Raw genomic sequence first — 20,935 nt, 5'->3', positions numbered from 1 at the left:
GAATTTACAGCGATGAAACACAGTTTCACATATCTTGTAACATTTTAACCCTTACTTAGTCTCATTCGCGTTAAGTAACGCTAGACCCTAAATCGTAATTATATATACTCACTTTACTTATAAACTTCGCTTAGTTTAGCTGCTTTCTTAAATCTTCAATGATCAAAAGTCGATTGTCTTCAATCGCTTGGCGGTAAACAAAGCGCCAATAAAAGTGCACAACAGGAATAATAATGAAATATCTATGGATAGCACTTGCCGCAGGTGGCTTGGTAGCAGGCTGTGGCGTCGAAAATAAAACTGAAAATCCTCAACAAGTAGCTGAAAGTGCAGCGTCATCCGTTATGCTAAATACTCAAGTAAGTGCGCCTGTGGCGAAAAAAGTGCCGCATGAAATGACCGCACATGGTGTCACCCGTAATGACAATTACTATTGGATGCGTGATGACTCCCGCACCGATGAAGAGATATTGTCCCATTTAGAACAAGAAAACAGCTATGTTGAGACTGTTTTGGCTCCTCTTAAGAAAAACCGAGAAGCGCTTTATGAGGAGCTCGTGTCTCGGATTGAGAAGGACGACTCAACCGTTCCCGTTCTCGACAATGGTTACTGGTACTACACCAGCTACTCAGGTGAAAATGAGTATCCTATTTATTTAAGAAAACCTTCACTTGATGCTGAACCGCAAGTATTGCTTGATGCAAACCGAATGTCTGAAGGGCATGATTATTTCAGTATTGGCAGTTATGCGGTGAGCAGCAACAACAAGTTGCTTGCGTATTCTGAAGATACGCTTAGCCGACGCATCTACACTGTGTATGTCAAAAGCCTAGAGAGTGAAGAAAAGCTTGATGACGTATTAGAAGGTACATCTGGAAGTGTAGTTTGGGCGAACGACAATACCCACCTCTTTTACGTGAAGAAAGACCCGCAGACTCTTTTGGGATACCAAGTCTATCGCCATAAATTGGGCACGTCTCAAAGCGAAGATGTTTTAGTTTATGAAGAGAGCGACCCTACCTTTTATACCTATATCAGTAAAAGTAAAGACGATAGTGTCATATACATTCACCATGACAACACCGAAAAAACAGGTGTGACTTTGATTGATGCGAATAACCCAACGTCTCAAACAAAAGTATTCTTGCCCATTGAAGACGGACAAGAATACAGTGTAGCAAAAGCGAGTGACGGTTATTTTGTGTTGACTAATATTGGTGCGAAGAATTTTAGAGTGATGAAAGCACCATTAGACGCCACTAACGATGTGTCGAAATGGCAAGAAGTGATTGCACATCGTCCAGACGTTTTCCTTCAAAGTATTGAAGTAATGAACAACCACTTAGTGGTTAAAGAAAAAGAAAACGGGATGCTGCGCTTAGTCGTTCACAATCTGACGACAAACGAAGAGAAAGTTATTCCAACTCAAGATCCAATTTACGGTGCGTATTTTAATGCAAACCCTGAAATGGATACCAATAAGCTTAGAATTTATTACAGCTCGTTGACCACGCCTGGTTCTATCATTGATATCAACTTAGATACCCTTGAAAGCGAGGTGATGAAACAAACCCGTGTATCTGACACTTTTGACTCCTCTCTCTATGCCTCTGAGCGCGTGATGATTGAAGCGAGAGACGGTACGTCGGTTCCCGTTTCGTTGGTTTATCGCAAAGATAAGTTTAAGAAAGACGGCACCAATCCATTATATCAATACGCCTATGGCTCATACGGTTCGACTGTAGACCCAACGTTTAGAAGCAGCTGGTTATCTTTGATAGACAGAGGTTTTGTTGTCGCGATCGCACACATTCGCGGAGGTCAAATGTTGGGGCGCGAGTGGTATGAAGACGGCAAGATGCATCAGAAAATTAATACCTTTACTGACTTTATCGACGTTTCAAAAGGACTTGTGGCAAAGCAGTACGCAGACAAAGAACGCGTCTTTGCTATGGGCGGCAGCGCGGGTGGCTTATTAATGGGCGCAATCGTAAATATGGCACCTGAACTCTATCAAGGTGTGAGCGCGCACGTTCCATTTGTTGATGTAGTGACCACGATGAGCGATGCGTCTATTCCGCTGACTACCGGCGAATATACCGAGTGGGGTAACCCAGCCAACAAAGCTGAGTTTGACTATATGCTTTCCTACTCGCCTTACGATCAGATTGAAGCAAAAGACTATCCACATATGTTAGTTACAACCGGACTACACGACTCACAAGTGCAGTACTTTGAGCCAATGAAGTGGGTGGCGAAGCTAAGAGAATACAAAACAGACGATAATTTACTGCTATTCAAAACCGACATGGAAGCGGGTCACGGTGGAGCTTCAGGACGTTTCAAACGATTCGAGTCTACCGCGCTTGAATATGCGTTTGTATTGCATCTTGCAGGTGTTCCACTCTAACTCTACACCCACCTTTTTAAAACCAGTCTCCTCTGGTATTTCGCCCGAACAAGTTAGCGCTTTTTCGGGCATTTTTATTTTTTGTGTTTTTAGTATGCGGATTCTAATTGTTAATCGTAAAGTAAAGCCATGGTGTTGAAATACACTCTCATTTAGCATTCATAGGAGCTGAACATGACTACTACTGACACAATTAAAGGTAAAATCAACGAAGCCGAAGAAATGGCACGTAAAATTTGGTTAGCAGGCCTAGGCGCTTATGGCAAGAGCGTTGAAGAAGCGCAGGGGCGTTACGAGAAGCTAAGCGAAGAAGCGAACAAAATGTTTGACGAGCTAGTGACAAAGGGCGAAACGCTAGAAGAAGACGCAAAGAGTAAGTTCAAATCTACGACTAACGATGTTGAAAATCGCGTTGCAGACGTGCGCAAGAAGCTTGGCCTTGATTCAGAGCCAGCTGATCAGCGCATCGAAGAGCTTTCAGCAAAAATCGATGCCTTGACTGAAGCGGTTGCAAAGCTAGCTGCCAGCAAGTAAAGCAATCAGTATTTTGGACACCGTTTTCGGTGTCCAAAACGCAGCTTTCATTTAGTCCTTTTAACTAAATTGGCTAGATAGAAAGCTACAGTTGAGTGACCGCGGAAAGCGAGTGTGCAACTTAGTGTGCTGTAAATCACATTGCTTTCCACTGTCATGCTTACTAAATCTCCATATTGGAGGCGTTATGAGCAACAAAAATATTCCTAACCCGGAAGCTATGCCTGTTGTCCAAAGAGAATCGACAACGCTAAATGGTACTACCCCTTCATCTCTGAAGTCGTCCCCCTTGTTTGGATGGCTTTTTGCTGGTTCCGACCTATTGTCTTCAAAGCTAGATCAAGCGGCAGGTGTGGTCAGCCAAAAAATTGATAACACTCAAGAAACCATCAATGCTATGCAAGCTAAAGGCTTGGAAGTGGAGAGTGAACTTAGACGTACGCTTAATCCATTCGCCCTAGTTGATACTGCTCAAAAACTGGTTGCATCAACGCCATTATTTTCGGCGTTGTCTGGCGGTCAAAAACGTCAACAGAAAGAACAACAGCTTGAAATGCTGAGCGCAAAAGTGGACTTACTCGTCGAGCAAGTAGCCCTTTTAGCTGCAAAGGAGGCGGCTAAAAAAGCCGAAGTGACAAGTACTGCAAGTAAGGCTACTGCCAATAACAGAACAGCAACTAAAAGCTCTTCAGCTAAGTCAACAACGACCTCGTCGACAACTACCGGTACCCGCAAACCGAGTAAAACAAAAACAACCACTACAACGGCCGCTTCATCGCCTAGTGCGACTAAAAAGGCCGCGACCGGAACAGCGAATAAACGCACCGTAGCAAAGTCAACGGCAGCAAAGAGTACAGCACGTAAAACAACGGCTAGTACAAAAGCTACATCGGCCAAAAGTACGACTAAAAGTACATCGGATTCGTCTGACATCACAAAGAACGACGAGTAAAGGCGTTCAATAAAGGTAAAGGTAGTTTTTGGTAATAGCGCCAAATAAATGAATACGCGTATATTTGGCGCTGCTTCGTCTAGGTTCGTTTAAATTATCTTTTTGTTTGAGTGTAGAGATAATTATCGGTGATGTCAGGCCTCTAAACTATCCACCTCTAATCCAAGAATTTTTGCCAGTATATCCGAGTCATCTTGTATTGCGTAATAATCACCATGAAACATTAATACAATTCTTGTTTGGTTAGTAGTTAGGGTGCTCAGTTTGTGACATGCCAGTGAGCTTTCAGATGTATATATTTGTGTCGTTACTAAAAGAAGCTTTTCAAAAGAATCAAAAGCAACTTTTAAAATGCAACTAGATAAATTCAAAGTCATCAACGTTTATACTTTAACTTAAAAATAAGAACGTAAACTAACCAAAGAAATACCGACCAAGAAACAAGAAAACCGACAAGCAACATCGACATATGTTCCCAGATAACACGCTTGATCAAAATGGATTCTGCCGAGTTTTTGGGGTTTATGAAAATGTCTACTGGCTCAGAAGCTGCAAATTTTCTTTTTAATTCAAGCCCTAATTTAAGCATAAAGCCGTCGTCATAAATGTCATACCAAGTAACTTTTCTTCCGGTATGTTCTTGGCCACTAGTATTGTATTTGTAAAGGATACGAGGCGTGTATAAAGTATATTGGCTTCGATTATCTCTAGTCGTTGTTGTAATCATTTCGTCAATATATACATTTATTAAAGTTGCTTTGATAGGAACCCAATTCATTGAAGAGATTGGGCCGGCTAACCCTTTAACTACTTGTATTGAAAAGACGATGACAAAAATTAGGGCAACTAAAGCGACAAAATAGACTCCCAATCTTGCTTTTCTAAGTTGTGCTCGGCTTACCTCAATAGTCATAAAAACGTCTCATTCAGTCCGTGTTTTATCATATTTTTATAGAAGAATACTTACTCGCTATTTATTTTTCGCCCACAAATTCTGATGCTTTTTAAAACCGAAGAAGTCATAGGGTTCCCAGAAACTCGGTACTAAATCGTCAAGTGCGTCCGGAGTGAAGTTGCTCGACAATTGACTCATAATTTCACTTAATCTGTCTTTCCCTACGCGCATGAGTTTCTTGCGGTTAGCTGGGAAATAAAGGTTTCTTCCTTTGGGAATGATTTCTTGCGTACCGCTGGTAATGTACTTCTGATTTCTTGTTACCACTTTACATAAAGGCTCAGCTGGATTTGCAGGGTTGAGGCCAATCACTATTGCACATTCGTACTGGTCCTTTTCATGACCTTTCTCATTCATCGGTATGTAGGTAATGCCGAACCCTTGTGGGAAATACCCCACAAGCTCAACAAAGTCCTGCGCTAACTGCTTATTTAAGCCGCCTTTTTTCGCTAATTGTTCAATGAGCATGTAGCCTTTAGGCAAGCTCATACGTGAGTAGTCAGACTTAGTTGAAAGCACAATCGAAACATAAATTTGAGGGATCTTTACAATCTCTCCCAGCCCCGTTTTCGACACAAATGCATCTTTTACCAGCTGCTGCAAAAATTCATTGGCTTCTTTGTGAGTTTGAACAAAGCGATCCCTTTCTTCTTTGTTGTTTCCTACATACTTAGGTAGGCCTAACCCTTCAGACAAGTACTTTAAAGTGAAGTGATAGTTTAGCTTCAGAAGATCCTTTCGCTGCGACTCTTCCAGCAAACGAAATTCGTCTAGATCGCCATTTTCCCCTTTCAAGATGGTGAGTGCGGCAGGGCTTTGCAGGCCAATATCTTGAAGTAACGCTGCGGTAATTAGCGGTCGTCCAAGCTCAGTTTTCCATTTATCGCGCCAATAGCGGTTCCCACGAAACCGGGATGCAGCTTCGCGATACTTCGAGAGATATTTGTGAGCAATCGTGTCGTGCTCTAACAGTCTATCGACTAAGCGCAGTGTAAGCACCGCTTTGTAGAGCGGTTTGAAGCGCATGTGCACACGTGCAAAGTTGCCCTCTGGTCCTCGTGTGAGCAGCATAAGTGTACCAAGCAACTTAGCGCTGAGCTGTTGTGTTTCTTGCCAGTTATCGCCCTCACAAAGCTCAATAATTTTGGTGCTTACAGCGTCAAGCCGCTCTATCCTTGCCAGACGCTCTTCTTCAAGCTTTTCAGTGCTGTTTGTTATTTGCTTGGTCAGTTGCTCTGCAAGCACCTCTTTGTTTTTATTTCCCTCAATTTTCTTAAGCTGAGCTTTCAAGTCTTCAATGTGCTGCTCAAGAGAGGGGGTAAGCGAAAAATAGTGACTCGCATCCTCGAACACCGAACCGTAGCCCGTTTCTTGAGGATAAATCATATTGATTAGTTGTTTTACTTGCTGCGTGTAAATGCTGTCGGGGTTTTGGCTTTGTGCGCTCACCGTTTTCCTTTCAAAAGATGCTGCGAATTGCCATTACTTTGCTATTGGCAATTCAAGACAGGTCAAGCGACGCACACGCTATCTTACTTCGTGCCCAAGCTCTACTGCCTCACGTTTTTTCAATTGGCCTAAATGATACCGTAAATTTTCGCTAATTTTGGTATTTCTTTTAATAACATGAAGTTGCGGCCATGATGCCCGTTCGCCACTGACAATCAACTGATTGATGCTTTCGCGCGTTGGATTAGACAACACCTGCGATAAATTTCTAATTTGGCGCTTGGGTAAAATATTGATGTTACCTACGTATTGCTGATCAATGATAGAACGAACTTTATGAATAGCCAATTTGGCACTTTTATTACCGGTTAATCTTTCAATGATATCAATGGCGAAAATACTGTTAGTTTTCGCTAGTTGGCCAAGATGGCGCGCAGACATGTCCCACAGCGAGTTGGGGTCAATGCGGTTTGCGGAAATGAATGGCACTGCCAACGGGTTTGTTTGGCTCACGATACTGTGATTTACGCCATATAGCCTCGCTAAGCGCTCGAAGGGAAGGTCGGCCATTAATGAGCCATCGGCAAAACGACGGTTGGGAATATAAGGCACAATATCGCCCGAAGGCGTTTTCGCTCTTAACTGTACAGGGCTAAAAATGATGGGAACTGCACAGGATGCACGTACCGCTTGAGTAATAATTGCATTCGGTGAGGTTTTAGCATTTAACAAGCGCGAATGTTGATGGAGGTCGGCAGGGGATACCGTCACAGTAATGTGTCGACCTGTTTTCTTAAAGGCTTCCTCAAAAGTGGTAAGGTCGAAAAGTTCAATCAGCGCATTTTCGAGCACGGAACTATCAAATAGCCCTTTCTTTCCAAGACCGGCAAAGCTTCGCCAGTGTTTAAAAGTCTCGTAAATAAAGTCGGCGCTGAGTGCTTCTAATAATTGGTCGTGAGTTCGTGTACCCAACATGGCTGCGATGATAGAACCAGCGCTAGAGCCAGACACTACGGTAGGTAACAAATTCTTTTCGTTTAATGACTTAACCACGCCAGCATGGAAAAAGCCTAAGCCTGCGCCACCTGAAAGCATAAGGCAACTGCGCCCGAAGGCGTGTGCAGTCTCTTCAAAAAATGACAGTTTCTCGTAAAAGTCTACGTCTTGTTCATCGGCGTGATAAATTTGCTCTAGCGCCAATATCACTTCGTCAATAAACTGTTCAATAAGATATTTAGTGCCTATTTTACACTGGGTAAGTAATACGGGGTTGGCAATATTGCCTAAATTGCCGTGTAGCCCCTCGTGCAGAATCGACATAAGCGCATGTAAATCGCCTTTGCCTCTGGCAAGCTGTAGGCGCTGAACCCGTTTGCGAATTAGTTTGTAGTCGTAATCATCGCTAGCGTCTTCGGCTTTCCATTCCTCTGCACCAGACAATGCATCGTGCGCTAAGCACGCGGCCTCATATTCATCATAATTGCCTGCATGCTCGATTTCATGTTCAAGCTTTTTTAACCGCAAGTCGAATACTGCCATGACGAGTACCTATTTTTGATTGATGAGGGCTGTACCTTCTACTCATTGGAAAAAGTACACTGACCCAAAAAACACCAGCAAAACGATAGTTTTCATTTAGAACGCAGTTCTCAAAAATTGCAGGTCTTTAAATGTCCATATAGCGAAGACTCAAAGCACGGGCTTGAGAACAGCGGTTCATACACTATTTTGAGTGTATGGCGTAAATTTAGAATTCACTACCTAATCGTTTGTTGTTGAGAAAACTGATGCACATTAGGTGAATCACACAAGGTCAAACGTTCTAACTTTTAGACTTTCATTTAGCTGTTTTCAATCAACAATTAGCAGTAATTTCACTTTTTACATTGACCATTTCATAAGCACTCAGTAGCCTGAGAGAGAAAATAACAAATTGGACCACATGTTCGTAGTATGGAATGGAACTTTGAAACGCTAAGTCTGCTATCAATTCCTTTAATTAGCGCTATTGTTGGATGGCTAACCAACTATCTGGCGGTAAAAATGATGTTTTACCCCATTGAGTTTGTTGGTATTAAGCCTTTCTTAGGGTGGCAGGGACTCATTCCTGCGAAGCGCCGCCAAATGGCCGAGATTGAGGTTGAGCTAGTGCTAGGCAAACTGCTTAGTGTTGAAGAGTTAGCACAGCGTTTAGACGCAGACGAGCTCACTAAAGCAATTGAGCGGCGTTTAAGTCAAGTTATTCGCAAAGTCGTTAACGATGTAATGGCAGAATCTGCGCCTCAACTTTGGGCTGCGTTGCCTGTACAGGGCAAAAATTTAGTCTATCAACGTATCGAAAACGACATTCCTAATGTTGTTCATAAAATGGTGGACGACTTTCAACACAATGTCTCAGAAATTTTAGATATTAAAGAGCTGGTGGTAGAGCAGCTGGTGAATGCGCCCGAGCTCGTTAATGAAATTTTCTTAACGGCAGGCAGCAAAGAGTTTCCGTTTATTGTGCGTTCCGGCTTCTATTTTGGCTTTTTGTTTGGTTTGCCCACCATGCTACTTTGGTATTTCTACCAAGCATGGTGGATTCTGCCGTTAGGTGGGCTGCTTGTGGGTTATGCCACTAATTGGATTGCTATCAAAATCATATTCGAACCCAAACGCCCAAGAAAACTGGGGCCGATTACTATTCAAGGTATGTTTTTAAAGCGCCAAAAAGAAGTGTCCGAAGTCTATTCAAACATTATTGAAGAAAAGCTTATAACGCCTAAAAACATCACCCATGTAATCTTGCATGGTTCAGGCTCAGCCCAGCTTTTAGAACTCATTGAGCTTCATGTCAATGACGCTATTGAACGCTATGTTGCCATAGCGCAACCGTATTTTGCGTTGGGTGTGGGGTCAGAAAATTACCATAAAATGAAGGCACTAGCGGTGCGTCAGATATTTGATAATTCTGATAAGTATCTGCTTTATGCGTTTGATTACGCTAATAATGCTATGCAGATTGGGCACGATTTAAGTGAGCGCATGCAGGCGTTAAGTGTTGAAGAATTTGAAGGCGTTTTGCGCCCAGCTTATCAACAGGATGAGTGGAAGCTCATCGTAACCGGCGCTATTCTAGGTATGGTAGCTGGTATTGCTCAACTCTATCTGGTGTTTATGTAGCGTGTTTCACGAATAAAAAATTAACGCACTGGGTTGGCAAAGGATTGAACTAAATTATGAAAACCGCGCAGAAAATACTTCTCACCGCGCTAACCTTATTTAACGAGCACGGCGAAAACACCGTTACCAGTGTTGATATTGCTATTGAGCTGGATATTAGTCCGGGGAATCTCTACTACCACTTTAAAGGCAAGGATAGCCTGGTTAACGCGTTGATGAAAATGCATGAGCAGCAGATGCAGAAGATACTAAGCCGAGAAAAGCTCGATACACTTCATCCTGAAGAAATTATGTATTACCTCTACTTGCTTATAGACAGTATTCATGTGTTTCGCTTTTTCTACCGTAGCCCGGCTGACTTAGCAGAAAAATATCCTAGTATCGTGCGCCCTAGACAGCACATATTGTCTAGCTTGAATAAACAATTAGCGTTTCTTTTTGAGTCACTATCGAAACGAGACATTCTTATTGCCTCAAAGGCAGACAGGGCACTTATGGTGGATTTGATGTCCTTAATCATCACACAGTCTTGTCAATTTGATGAATTAAACAGCCATATGGATAGTACGATGCAGCGCTATCATGCCTTGTCGCTAATGATGGTAAGCGTATTGCCAAGATTGGCACTGTCCGATGAACAAAAACAGCAGTTAGAACAGATGCTCGACTCTCATGACTTTATGAGAGATGCCTCAACCCCGTCACCCCTCGACTTCGCGTAAAGGAATAGTAATGGCAAAAACGCTCAGTTTCTTAGATAAGTCATTTTGGATAACCGAGTCAGACGAGAATCCAAAACACGTAGCTTGCTTGCAGCTACTTGCCATACCTAAAGGGGCAAAAAGTACCGAATATGTCCCTCAATTATTCCAGGAAATAAGAAGCTTTGCCCGTGCTACTTCTCCCTTCAACTGTGCGGTAAAAACGGTATTGGGGTACCCGGTGGGGTTTGCGCCGGTAAAAAAGCTCAACATGGATTATCACGTTCAAATTCATCGTGTGGCTGATGTTACAAACCGCGAAGCACTCGATGCGTTTGTAGCAAGATTACATGCTTCGCGGTTAGATCCCGACAAGCCCCTTTGGCAATACCATTTCATCTTTGATGACAACAGCGAGACGTTTGCTATTTATGCGCGGGTTCATCATATGTATGGCGATGGGGCAACCTTAGTGCGCTGGTTCCAAGCGGGATATGTATCAAACTCTCACGAGACTAAGTTCACACCAGTATGGGCAGTAAAACGACTGCGCCATAAGCGCAGAGAGCCTGTGAGCTTTTACAAGCGCTTAGTGGGAGTGGGTTACGCGCTTAAAACCGCGCTCGATTTGCTAATTATCTTTATTCGTATATTTATGAAAGTGCTGCGAGTGAACCCACACTATATGCCTATTCCTTTCACTGGTACGAAAACAGTGCTGACTGGACAAGTGAAAGCGGGAAGGGCTGTGGCTACCATGGACTTAGACTTTAAGCGTGTGAAAGCCCTGGCAAGGCGAACGCGCTCTACGGCAAACGAGGTATTACTATGTGCCTTCGATATTGGCGTACATAAACTGCTGCAAGACCACGGGCAAGTATTTAAAAAAGCCTTGTTCACCAATATGCCAATTAACTTACGTAAACCCGGCGAGAAAACCACGGGCAATAAGATAGCTATTGTGCCGGTGCAGCTTGCTCACGGCGAAACCGATCCTTATTTACGTTTGCGCCAAATTGTAGTGAATCACCGCATTGTAAAACATGCAGCGCAGCACGCGCGACCCGCAGCATTTAGCGGCTATACTATTGTTATTCAATCGCTTGCACTGGTCTTTGAGTGGTTAAGGCTATCTAGCGTAGTCAAACCCATTGCCAACATCTTAATCTCCAATGTACCTGGGCCAAAAGATACGCGGTATCTAAAAGATGCAGAGCTTCTGGCTTGTTACCCCATTTCTACCATGACGCCTGGTGGCGGGGTAAATATTACGCTTATGACATATGCAGGCACGGCAAATGTGGGATTAGTGTGCTGCAATAAGAATATTGAATCGCTACAGCCGTTAGCGCGCTACGTCAAAGAGGCGTTCGATATGCTAGAAGCAAGTGTGGACGATCCCAGGTTAAACATCGACGATATAGGTGAACAGGTGGATACCGTCCCTGTTTCTATTGTGTCAGATCACTAGCGTGCATTGCTTCAAACAGTAAGCGTTGTCATTCAATGAGGTAAAAGCGCAGTACGTCGTCTTCTACACGCACGTTTTGGCCAGCTTTTGAGAACAAAACCTCGCGCCAATGGTCGTTACGCATGGTATGGCTTAAGTCTTCCTGCTTAATTTGCTTTTTAACGGCGTTGTTAATGAGAGGGATGTGATAGTCCAACACTGCTTGTTTCGAGCCAGATAAATAGACCTTTAGATAGTCTGCAGCCATATCGGATGTGCCGGCGCTAAACAGTGATAATGCTGATTTTAAAGAGCCACCAAGCAAAGAATTAACGCTTTTGGGGAAGAGTCGCGACATCAGAAATTGCGTGTCTTTAATCAACGCGTAATCATCGTTAACTAAGGTGACGCTATCAGTGGCAACGCCAGTCAAATAGAGTGTACTCATATTTTTGTCGTAATAGGGTGAAGCCGACACGGTAAATACAACATGAGCGCGATAAATAGTCGTGGAGGCAACCACAATATTAAGCGCAGCGAGGCACTGCAGACCAATACGGTTGCTTTCACTATCTAGCGTGATATTTCCTTCAAGCACGGTAACCGTGCCAGTTCCCATGGGGATATCGAAAGTGAATGAGTAAGGAAAGCTGCCTTTTACGAGGTCATGAAGCTCTGATTTCGTGAAGTCGTCGTGCGTCAGCTTGCCCCATTTCACAAGCCATTGTGCAAGGTAGACTTTACATTTGTCTTTAAACGATAGGTTTTTGGTCAACGTTCATTCTTAGCCTAAATCTACTAGGCGGTGGCTTGTTGTTAGTTTTTTCAGAGTAGGGGCTACTTCGATATAGCACTTAAGTTATCAGGATTATTAGATTTTTTAAATCTTACAATTTAAGTCTTTTCTTGGCGAAGTGTTGTTTGGTAATCTGGTCGTACCACAACGTTTTTTTAACATTTAATAGTCTTGCCCTCAAGGAGTTGGCGAAATGAGCGAAGTACTGAGCAAATACGATTACATTATTGTAGGCGGCGGTTCTGCAGGCGCGGTGCTTGCCACCCGTTTATCAGAAAACCCCGCGTTAGATATTTTGCTATTAGAGGCTGGCTCAAAGGACACTAATCCGCTTATTCATATCCCGTTTGGGTTGTCTTTACTCAGTAGATTTGAGGGGATTGGCTGGGGTTATCACACAGCACCCCAAAAAGAGATGTATGACAGAGAACTGTTCTGGCCCCGCGGTAAAACCTTGGGCGGCAGCAGTTCGGTTAATGCGATGTGTTATATTCGCGGGCAAAAAGAAGACTACGACCGCTGGGCTAATGAAGAAGGGGCTGAAGGTTGGTCGTTTGATGAAGTACTGCCTTATTTCAAACGCTCTGAGAACTTTGAAGAAGGTGCTGATGAATACCACGGCACAGGCGGCCCACTCAATGTTAGCAAGCTTAGGCATACCAGCGTGCTGTCAGACGCATTTGTGAACTCAGCGTCGATTGCAGGCTATCAACAGCTCGACGACTTTAACCGAGACGACAGGGAAGGGTTAGGGTATTACCATGTTACGCAGGCCAACGGGCAGCGCTGTTCTACAGCAAAAGGATATTTAACGCAGGCCAAGCATCGCAACAATTTAACTGTACTTACAAGAGTCGCAGCCGAAAAAGTGCTGTTAAAAGAGGGGCGTGCAATTGGCGTTCAGGTACGTGAAAAAGGCGTAGTAAATCGCTATTTTGCTAAAAGCGAAGTTATCCTGTGTGGCGGCGCGATTAATTCACCACAACTTCTCATGCTTTCAGGTATAGGCCCCAGAGCAGAGTTAGAAGAAAAGGGGATTTTTGTACAGCAGGATCTGCCTGGTGTGGGCCAAAACTTACAAGACCATCTTGATGCAATTGTACAATATACTTGTAAAGCGAGAGAAGGCTATGCCGTGGCGTTAGGGGCCTTGCCTTCCTACGTAAAAGCCACCGCAGACTATGCGTTTAGGCGCAAAGGTATTTTCTCGTCTAACATTGCCGAAGCAGGTGGCTTTGTTAGCTCAAGCTTAGCGACACAAGGCCCAGACATCCAGTTTCACTTTCTACCGGCAATTTTAAACGACCATGGAAGACAGTTAGCTTTTGGTTACGGTTATGGCCTTCATGTATGCTGTCTATACCCCAAAAGCCGCGGCACTATTTCGCTTCAAAGCAACCATCCTGCTGATCAAGCCCTTATTGACCCCAATTATTTGACTGCAGAGGAAGATCAGCAAGTCATGATTGAAGGTGTGCGCATTGCCCGTAAGCTGCTATCTGCACCAGACTTCGACAAGTTCCAAGGCAGTGAACTATATCCTGGGGTAGAAGCACAAACAGATGAAGAAATATTAGAGTTTTTACGTGAGCGTGCTGAAACCATCTATCACCCAATTGGTACCTGTAAAATGGGCAGTGATGACGATGAGATGGCAGTGGTTGATACCCAATTGCGGGTAAGAGGTATAGCAGGTCTTAGAGTGGTAGACGCTTCAGTGATGCCCAGCCTAATTGGCGGCAATACCAATGCGCCCACCGTCATGATTGCTGAACGTGCTGCTGAGTTTATTAAAGCGACGCACGAAGGTCAGCCAGTATCTATGGCTAAAGCGGAATCGGCGTAACTAAAAAGTGCTACGAGCGAGTCTTTGTCTCGCTCTGGCAATTCATCCGTTCTAAGCATCCATTTGCTTTTGCATAAACAAATCTGCTGCACAATCACACATTTCCTCGATATGACTGCTGTCAGCGTAGATACCATCAATGAGCAATCGTGCAATCCCGTGTAACGTGCCCCAGGTAACCTGTGCGAGTCTCAGCGCATCCTGATTATTCGGGAGAAGCCCTTTACCTTGCCAATAGCGCGTCATCGTCACCTGAAACTGAAAGCAGGGAAATGCAACCTCTTTCAGATCGTTGGTCGCCGCTTGGTTTTGCCAAATTGTGCGACCAAACATCAATTCGTACATCTCTGGGTTGTCGGCAGCGTAGCCAATGTATTCGTGCACAAATTCGCGGAAACGTGCCTGCGGTGTTTTGTCTTCTTGTTCGAAGATTCGTTTAGCTGCGGTATGCCAATCGCTAAAGCCTTTGGCTGCAATGGCGCTTAAAAGCGCACTCTTGTCTTTGAAATGGTGATAGGGCGCAGTACGTGACACTCCGGCATCTTCTGCCAGCTTTCTGAGAGATAAACTATCAACGCCGTATTCAGACAGACGCGCCGTTGCCGCCTCTATCAGTGCGCTGCGCAAGTCGCCGTGATGGTAGCTTTGTACTGCATTAGCCATAAACCCGATGTTTCCATTTTCAAATTGAGACGAATAGATAACGTTTTATCTTGACACTGTCAACATAGCCTTTTATCTTGACGCTGTCTAGTTTGCAAATTTGTTAACAGGAACAGCCCAAGGAGACAGCGCAAACCATGAAGTACTCTACATTAGAAGTAAAACAAGAGGGTCATATTGCCCACGTAGTACTAAACCGCCCCAACGCAATGAATAGCATGATCCCAGAGTTCTGGACCGAATTGCCAGCGGCTATTCGTGAAATAGACGATGAAGGCAACGCCCGTGTCATTGTTATTTCATCAACGGGTAAGCATTTCTCTGCCGGTATGGACTTATCGGTGTTCCTGAATATGAAAGAAGACTTTAAGGGCGACCCGTCGCGCAGAGCAGAGCGTATGCGCCGTATGGTGATGTTGCTTCAAGATAGCTTTACCGCCATAGAGCAGGCACGTATGCCGGTTATTGGTGCCGTGCAGGGCGGGGCAATTGGTGGTGCAGTAGATTTGCTTAGTGCATGCGACATGCGCTATTGCACCCAAGACGCCTTTTTCACCATAAAAGAAACCCAGTTAGGTATGACGGCGGACGTAGGCACACTTCAGCGACTTCCAAAACTCATTCCCATTGGCATAGTTAAAGAACTGGCTTATACAGGTCGCAATTTTGGTGCAGCAGAAGCGCAGCAGCTTGGCTTTGTAAATCAGGTATTTGACGACCAAGAATCATTGCTAGACGCAGTGATGAAAATAGCGCAGCAGATTGCAATGAATTCGCCGTTAGCAGTTTCAGGCACTAAGACTATGATTAACTACGCGGCAGAACACACGGTGGCAGAGAGCTTGACCTATATGGCCACATGGCAAGCGGGCATGTTCCAAATGGAAGATGTGTTTAAAGCCATGGAAGCACAGAAAACCAAAACGCTGCCAGAATATCCGCCATTGCACCCAGCCATTAAGAAAATGAATTCGTAAGTGAATGTAATTCGTTGAATTACATAGCGCCTTCAGAGAAAGAGCGCATTAGATAAGAATATTTAAACAGGCTTTTTAACGGCTTTTACGAAGCCAAAACGACTTTCAGGAATGTATCATGAATCAGACCGTTACCGATCATCCCGTTTACCCTCATTTATTTCGTCCTTTAGACTTAGGCTTTACTACCCTTAAAAACCGCGTGCTAATGGGCTCTATGCATACAGGCTTAGAAGAATTACCCGACGGCCATAAACGTATGGCGGCATTTTATGGTGAACGTGCCAGAGGTGGCGTAGGGCTTATCGTTACAGGTGGTATCGGGCCAAATGAAGAAGGCGCAACTCACCCATCAACATTTCGATTAGATACAGACGAAGCGGTTAAAAACCATAAAGAAGTGACTGACGCGGTACACATAGCAGGCGGTAAAATCTGTATGCAAATTCTGCATACGGGCCGCTATGCGTATAGCCCAAAGCTAGTGGCACCTTCTGCGGTACAAGCACCAATTAACCCGTTTAAGCCAAAAGCACTTGAAGCTGACGAGATTGAAAAGCAAATTAAAGATTTCATCACTGCCGCAACCCAAGCACAGCGCGCGGGTTACGATGGCGTTGAAATCATGGGGTCTGAAGGTTATTTCCTCAATCAGTTTATTGCGAGACGCACAAATCACCGCGATGATGAGTGGGGCGGTGAATACGAAAATCGTATCCGCTTGCCTATTGAGGTAGTGCGCCGCGTGCGCGAGGCGGTAGGTAAGAACTTCATCATTATTTATCGCTTATCGATGCTAGACCTTGTTGAAGGTGGCTCTACTTATGAAGAAGTCGTGCAGCTTGGTAAAGAGATTGAAAAAGCCGGTGCCACTATCATTAACACCGGTATTGGCTGGCACGAAGCGCGTATTCCAACCATTGCCACTAAAGTACCGCGAGCGGCATTTACGTGGGTTACCGCAAAATTCAGAGAGGCGCTTTCAATTCCAGTGATCACATCGAACCGTATCAACACGCCTGAAGTGGCTGAAGAAGTGCTGTCTCGCGGCGATGCTGATATGGTGTCTATGGCACGTCCATTCTTGGCAGACCCTGATTTTGTGCGCAAAGCCCAGCAAAATAAGGCCGACGAAATTAATACCTGTATTGGCTGCAACCAAGCATGCCTTGACCATGTTTTCAACGGCAAAATGACTAGCTGTTTGGTAAACCCTCGTGCCTGTCACGAGCTTGAAATTAACGTAAAACCAGCAGAAACCAAAAAGCGTGTTGCAGTGGTAGGCGCAGGCCCAGCGGGATTAGCAGCGGCAGTGACTTCAGCCAAGCGCGGCCACGATGTTGTGATTTACGATGCTTCTAGTGAAATTGGAGGGCAATTTAATATTGCCAAACAAATTCCGGGCAAAGAAGAGTTTTACGAAACGCTACGTTATTTCAAACGCCAAATCGAGCTTCATAAAAACATTACCCTTAAATTGAATACTTATGTTGATGCGGCTGCGCTAAACGACGAAGGTTTCGATGAAGTGATGATTGCGACGGGGATAAAGCCGCGTACGCCAGCGATTGAAGGCATTGAGCACGAAAAAGTGCTGACCTATATCGAAGTATTGAAGGAAAAGAAACCCGTTGGCAATAAAGTGGCCATTATCGGCGCTGGTGGAATTGGTTTTGATACCGCTGAGTACTTGTCTCATGGTAAAGAAACGCCAAGCCAAGATATTCCTGCATTTATGAAAGAGTGGGGTATTGATATGACCTTCTCTGCTCGCGCGGGCATCGAAGGCGTTAAGCCGCAGCCTGAGCCATCGCCAAGAGAGATTTTTCTGTTGCAGCGCAAGACAACCAAAGTTGGCGCGGGTCTAGGCAAAACAACGGGGTGGGCACACCGAGTGGGTCTACTAGCCAAAGGCGTGACCATGATCCCAGGTGTAAGCTACGATAAAATTGATGACGAAGGGCTACATATTACGGTTGATGGTAACAGCCAAGTATTGCCGGTAGACAACATTATCATCTGTGCAGGCCAAGAGCCGATGCGTGATATCGTTGAAGGCTTAAACATGCCTTATCACTTAATTGGTGGTGCTGATGAAGCGTTAGAGCTAGACGCAAAACGCGCTATCGACCAAGGCACGCGCGTGTGCGCTGCGGTTTAACGAGCTAGTAAACCCAACCTTGTTAGCATTATAAGCGCCTCATGGAGAGGCGCTTTTTTTGTCTATATTAAAAGTGAACCTGTTGTGGACTTTTGTAATGACATAGACCTGTTATTATCGTTTTCTTTTTTTGAGATAAACATGGCATACAGCAGCACCCAAGACTTAGTTCAAGCAGTCACTAATTCCCCAGATACTATCGAATTTAACGACGTTATCACGCTCGTTGATAGCGCGTTTGTTTTCACGCCCACCGCTTTCACTAATGGTGACGTGAAAAACGAAGCCAATCAGAACAATGGCTCTTGCAAACTGCTCGCACTCGGTCAGCATTTAAACCTAAACCAAGCGCAAACCCTAGCCTTATTTGGGCGTTTTTATCGAGAAGATGTACTTAATAACCCTAACGGCGACGACCATGCCAACATCCGCAACTTTATGGAAACGGGCCACGAAGGGGTGGTGTTTGAGACGTTTCCTTTGGTACTAAGTCCTGCTATGTAGTGGTTGAAACTAATATAGCTCGGCCGCTAGTTTCCCTCATAGTCAAACTGAGAGAGCAGGCTACTGTCTCATTTTTGATTGAAAAAAGAGGGTTGAGGCATCATCGCCGAGTTTCCGTGACAACGACAAGCCTAGTTTAACAAGAGAGCTATCTGGGGTTGTAATAATGACATTTTTCAAAATACTAATCCCAGTTTCAGTTTCTCCGATACTATCTAGTGCAAGTGCATAGATATACCAATTTTGTGGATTATCAGGTGCAAGCTCTGTGGCTTTCTTAAAGTAAGCAATCGCAGTTGGCTTTTCTTGATTTCGAATATAAAACATCCCGAGAGCGTAATTAAATAGATCGCTTTCGGGCATATTTTCTGTCCCATTTAGTAAGATCTGCTTTTCCAACTGTGTTTTGTGTTGAGTACGGTAAAGCTCTGCAAGATTTATATAGTTGGCTTCAAAGTACGGGTCTACTCTGACACCTTGTTTTAATAATACTTCTGTCTGACCAACATTTCCTAGTTGGTATTCAACTAAACTTTGATTCAGGCTACCTTCACCACGCCATTGATTTACCTTATTTGACAGCGTAAGTTCCGACAGTGCGCTCTTAAAGCTTTTACTTTTTTTATCGGAGCCAATTAGGTTGTTTGCCGCCGCAATGCGAATGGCTCTATATTGGTCATCAAGCAGTTTGACATACGATTTCATCCGTTCATGAAGTGGAAGAGCTCGGCCGGCTTGCGCTACTGCTAATCTAATTAGCGGTTCATTACTTTGAATGAAATGTCGTAAATCTTTGTTACTGAGCGGCTGATTTGTTAAAGGGAGCATGGTTATCGCCGTTGCTCGCTTTATTACAGGCAACGATGCTGAATGTGCAATACGTAATATAGCTTGATTGCTAAAACTATCGCCGTGCATAAGTGACACGTAATCTTCTTCAATACTACTTAGCGTAGAATCTCTTCCGTACCATTTTGTTAGCTGCTTCGATACCCACTCGTTGTCTTTGTTATGGCAATTCAAACATGCATTGGGTGAACCTGTTATAGCAGAAACCTGCGGAGTTGGAATACTGAAGCTATGATCTCGTCTAGCATCAACCCCCATATAAGTGCGGCTAGGCATATGGCAGTTTATGCACTGATTAGCACCTTCACTTTCAGCATGTCTACTGTGGATTTTACCCTGATACGTGGCGACTGAGTGGCATTGCAAGCATAAGCCGTTGCCTTCTATTTTAAGCTTCATAGAATGGGGATTGTGGCAGTCATTGCAGTTAACGCCTGCCTCATACATCCGACTTTGCAAAAACGAACCATAAACATACACCTCTTCTCGAATCTGGCCGTCAGCAAAGTAAAGAGGGGAAAGCAGCAGCGAAGGGGAAAACTGGTCTAAGAAAGGCTGCTGTGGCTCGATACCATCAGTAAGTGCACTGCGAAGTGAATGACAGGCGAAACAGGTATTCATAAACGAATTGTCCCGGGAAGCTGGAACAAATTCGCCATCTTTTTCTTCATGCCATGTCGCAATACGACTTCCTTCTTTTAACAGCCATTTTCCTAGCGACTTTTGCTCATTTCGGGATAACGTGGGAGAAGTATTGGCAAGCGTGGTACCTGAACTTTTGTGAAATTCATCAGCAGGTTCACTTAAGCGGTAGTGGTTCCCCTCGTTTTTCTCAAATTCACTGTTTTTAACGTCAGCGTGTGACAACATCTCGCCGTGGCAAGATTTACATGAGACGTTGATTTCATCAAACTGGCTATTAAATGAGAGGGAGTCTGTATCAAAATTACGCGTTAAGCCGCTAGAATGGCAGTCAGCACACATACCGTTCCAGTTTTGCAATGGTTGTTTCCAATGCAACCTGTCGTTGGTCGCTATATCTTCTGATGAATAATTGGGATACCAGCGTTGACCGCCTTCTTTCTTGTCACGTGCATCCCATGCGAAAGGAAAAACCTGAAATTGCCCGTTCTGCGTTTCTACTAGATATTGCTGCAGCGGATAGTGCCCAAAAACATAGGTGATGGGGTAGGTTGTTGTAACACCGGCTTCAGTTAATTTTGCGAAGAAATCGCCACCGTTTTTGAAGAAATACGAGGTTTGTGTGAAGTGTGTGATGGTCGCTTTTTCAAAGTTACCAAGTACTGACGAGTCGGTAGCATGGTCCATCGCTTTGGCATGGTCAGATATTTTCCACTGTTCAACTTGCTCTTTGTGGCAGTTTACGCAATTTGCTGCTTCTTGTGCTTGTGCAACAACAAAGATATTTGTTGTTAGCGTTAATAAAACGAAGAGTGAGAACAACCGCGACACTACTACATCCATGACTTTCGATTACAGCTAATATTTTATCACAATATTAGTT

General features: G+C 44.3%; 16 protein-coding genes. 10 read left to right on the top strand and 6 right to left on the bottom strand.

The features are described 5' to 3' along the window. The first annotated feature begins 233 nt into the window (after window positions 1-233). The 3 genes from ACFI6L_RS08875 to ACFI6L_RS08865 all read left to right on the top strand — a co-directional run bounded on the left by ACFI6L_RS08875 (window position 234) and on the right by ACFI6L_RS08865 (window position 3,897). Window positions 234-2,411: a S9 family peptidase gene (locus ACFI6L_RS08875; protein WP_462573814.1), complete on the top strand. Its 2,178-nt coding sequence runs from the start codon at window positions 234-236 to the stop codon at window positions 2,409-2,411. A 174-nt stretch (window positions 2,412-2,585) separates the two neighbouring features. After that, window positions 2,586-2,945: a phasin-related domain-containing protein gene (locus ACFI6L_RS08870; protein WP_014949994.1), complete on the top strand. Its 360-nt coding sequence runs from the start codon at window positions 2,586-2,588 to the stop codon at window positions 2,943-2,945. 187 nt (window positions 2,946-3,132) lie between these two features. Beyond that, complete coding sequence (locus ACFI6L_RS08865) at window positions 3,133-3,897, top strand: hypothetical protein (protein WP_462573812.1); 765 nt, start codon at window positions 3,133-3,135, stop codon at window positions 3,895-3,897. Between the two features lie 376 nt (window positions 3,898-4,273). Here ACFI6L_RS08865 and ACFI6L_RS08860 read toward each other — a convergent pair whose 3' ends face one another. The 3 genes from ACFI6L_RS08860 to ACFI6L_RS08850 form a co-directional block, all read right to left on the bottom strand. Beyond that, a complete protein-coding gene (locus tag ACFI6L_RS08860) occupies window positions 4,274-4,810 on the bottom strand; it encodes a DUF3592 domain-containing protein (protein ID WP_156078532.1) in 537 nt (178 codons plus the stop codon). A gap of 57 nt (window positions 4,811-4,867) precedes the next feature. Continuing rightward, window positions 4,868-6,301 (bottom strand): hypothetical protein, encoded by a 1,434-nt coding sequence (locus ACFI6L_RS08855; RefSeq protein WP_049587740.1) that lies wholly within the window; start codon window positions 6,299-6,301, stop codon window positions 4,868-4,870. 78 nt (window positions 6,302-6,379) lie between these two features. After that, complete coding sequence (locus tag ACFI6L_RS08850; RefSeq protein WP_014976917.1) at window positions 6,380-7,840, bottom strand: DUF3336 domain-containing protein; 1,461 nt, start codon at window positions 7,838-7,840, stop codon at window positions 6,380-6,382. A 414-nt stretch (window positions 7,841-8,254) separates the two neighbouring features. Here ACFI6L_RS08850 and ACFI6L_RS08845 point away from each other — a divergent pair, with 414 nt between their 5' ends. Genes ACFI6L_RS08845 through ACFI6L_RS08835 form a run of 3 tightly spaced genes read left to right on the top strand, consistent with a single transcriptional unit; the run spans window position 8,255 to window position 11,635 of the window. After that, window positions 8,255-9,463 (top strand): DUF445 domain-containing protein, encoded by a 1,209-nt coding sequence (locus ACFI6L_RS08845; protein WP_014976916.1) that lies wholly within the window; start codon window positions 8,255-8,257, stop codon window positions 9,461-9,463. Window positions 9,464-9,519: 56 nt separating this feature from the next. Then, window positions 9,520-10,185: a TetR/AcrR family transcriptional regulator gene (locus ACFI6L_RS08840; RefSeq protein WP_014976915.1), complete on the top strand. Its 666-nt coding sequence runs from the start codon at window positions 9,520-9,522 to the stop codon at window positions 10,183-10,185. Window positions 10,186-10,195: 10 nt separating this feature from the next. Continuing rightward, entirely contained in the window at window positions 10,196-11,635 is a 1,440-nt protein-coding gene (locus ACFI6L_RS08835; protein ID WP_014949988.1) for a wax ester/triacylglycerol synthase domain-containing protein, read from the top strand. A gap of 28 nt (window positions 11,636-11,663) precedes the next feature. Here ACFI6L_RS08835 and ACFI6L_RS08830 read toward each other — a convergent pair whose 3' ends face one another. Beyond that, window positions 11,664-12,389, bottom strand: coding sequence for a DUF1439 domain-containing protein (locus tag ACFI6L_RS08830; RefSeq protein WP_462573811.1), 726 nt, complete (start codon window positions 12,387-12,389; stop codon window positions 11,664-11,666). A gap of 214 nt (window positions 12,390-12,603) precedes the next feature. Between ACFI6L_RS08830 and ACFI6L_RS08825 the strand changes: the two genes are divergently transcribed. After that, the gene (locus ACFI6L_RS08825; protein WP_462573810.1) at window positions 12,604-14,256 is read left to right on the top strand and encodes a GMC family oxidoreductase; all 1,653 of its coding nucleotides are present in this window, start codon (window positions 12,604-12,606) and stop codon (window positions 14,254-14,256) included. Between the two features lie 51 nt (window positions 14,257-14,307). Here the strand turns inward: ACFI6L_RS08825 and ACFI6L_RS08820 are convergent, their stop codons facing one another. Next, entirely contained in the window at window positions 14,308-14,919 is a 612-nt protein-coding gene (locus ACFI6L_RS08820; RefSeq protein ID WP_101565126.1) for a TetR/AcrR family transcriptional regulator, read from the bottom strand. A gap of 137 nt (window positions 14,920-15,056) precedes the next feature. Between ACFI6L_RS08820 and ACFI6L_RS08815 the strand changes: the two genes are divergently transcribed. From ACFI6L_RS08815 to ACFI6L_RS08805, 3 genes are all read left to right on the top strand, one after another. After that, window positions 15,057-15,896 (top strand): crotonase/enoyl-CoA hydratase family protein, encoded by an 840-nt coding sequence (locus ACFI6L_RS08815; RefSeq protein ID WP_462573809.1) that lies wholly within the window; start codon window positions 15,057-15,059, stop codon window positions 15,894-15,896. 118 nt (window positions 15,897-16,014) lie between these two features. After that, window positions 16,015-18,057: an NADPH-dependent 2,4-dienoyl-CoA reductase gene (locus tag ACFI6L_RS08810; RefSeq protein WP_101565124.1), complete on the top strand. Its 2,043-nt coding sequence runs from the start codon at window positions 16,015-16,017 to the stop codon at window positions 18,055-18,057. 141 nt (window positions 18,058-18,198) lie between these two features. After that, window positions 18,199-18,561, top strand: coding sequence for a HopJ type III effector protein (locus tag ACFI6L_RS08805; RefSeq protein WP_101566614.1), 363 nt, complete (start codon window positions 18,199-18,201; stop codon window positions 18,559-18,561). 60 nt (window positions 18,562-18,621) lie between these two features. On the opposite strand, the gene ACFI6L_RS08800 is transcribed toward ACFI6L_RS08805, so the two are convergent. Next, a complete protein-coding gene (locus ACFI6L_RS08800; protein WP_462573807.1) occupies window positions 18,622-20,883 on the bottom strand; it encodes an ammonia-forming cytochrome c nitrite reductase subunit c552 in 2,262 nt (753 codons plus the stop codon). Window positions 20,884-20,935: the final 52 nt, after the last annotated feature.

It is taken from the genome of Alteromonas sp. G4i35 (assembly GCF_054960375.1).
The sequence above is the reverse complement of the archived record's forward strand: the minus strand, read 5'-3'. Positions and strand labels throughout refer to the sequence as shown.

Excerpts from the sequence above, each read along its gene's own strand:
- ACFI6L_RS08875 (WP_462573814.1), top strand. The coding sequence starts at position 234 with ATGAAATATCTATGGATAGCACTTGCCGCAGGTGGCTTGGTAGCAGGC.
- ACFI6L_RS08870 (WP_014949994.1), top strand. The coding sequence starts at position 2,586 with ATGACTACTACTGACACAATTAAAGGTAAAATCAACGAAGCCGAAGAA.
- ACFI6L_RS08865 (WP_462573812.1), top strand. The coding sequence starts at position 3,133 with ATGAGCAACAAAAATATTCCTAACCCGGAAGCTATGCCTGTTGTCCAA.
- ACFI6L_RS08860 (WP_156078532.1), bottom strand. The coding sequence starts at position 4,810 with ATGACTATTGAGGTAAGCCGAGCACAACTTAGAAAAGCAAGATTGGGA.
- ACFI6L_RS08850 (WP_014976917.1), bottom strand. The coding sequence starts at position 7,840 with ATGGCAGTATTCGACTTGCGGTTAAAAAAGCTTGAACATGAAATCGAG.
- ACFI6L_RS08845 (WP_014976916.1), top strand. The coding sequence starts at position 8,255 with ATGGAATGGAACTTTGAAACGCTAAGTCTGCTATCAATTCCTTTAATT.
- ACFI6L_RS08840 (WP_014976915.1), top strand. The coding sequence starts at position 9,520 with ATGAAAACCGCGCAGAAAATACTTCTCACCGCGCTAACCTTATTTAAC.
- ACFI6L_RS08835 (WP_014949988.1), top strand. The coding sequence starts at position 10,196 with ATGGCAAAAACGCTCAGTTTCTTAGATAAGTCATTTTGGATAACCGAG.
- ACFI6L_RS08825 (WP_462573810.1), top strand. The coding sequence starts at position 12,604 with ATGAGCGAAGTACTGAGCAAATACGATTACATTATTGTAGGCGGCGGT.
- ACFI6L_RS08820 (WP_101565126.1), bottom strand. The coding sequence starts at position 14,919 with ATGGCTAATGCAGTACAAAGCTACCATCACGGCGACTTGCGCAGCGCA.
- ACFI6L_RS08815 (WP_462573809.1), top strand. The coding sequence starts at position 15,057 with ATGAAGTACTCTACATTAGAAGTAAAACAAGAGGGTCATATTGCCCAC.
- ACFI6L_RS08810 (WP_101565124.1), top strand. The coding sequence starts at position 16,015 with ATGAATCAGACCGTTACCGATCATCCCGTTTACCCTCATTTATTTCGT.
- ACFI6L_RS08805 (WP_101566614.1), top strand. The coding sequence starts at position 18,199 with ATGGCATACAGCAGCACCCAAGACTTAGTTCAAGCAGTCACTAATTCC.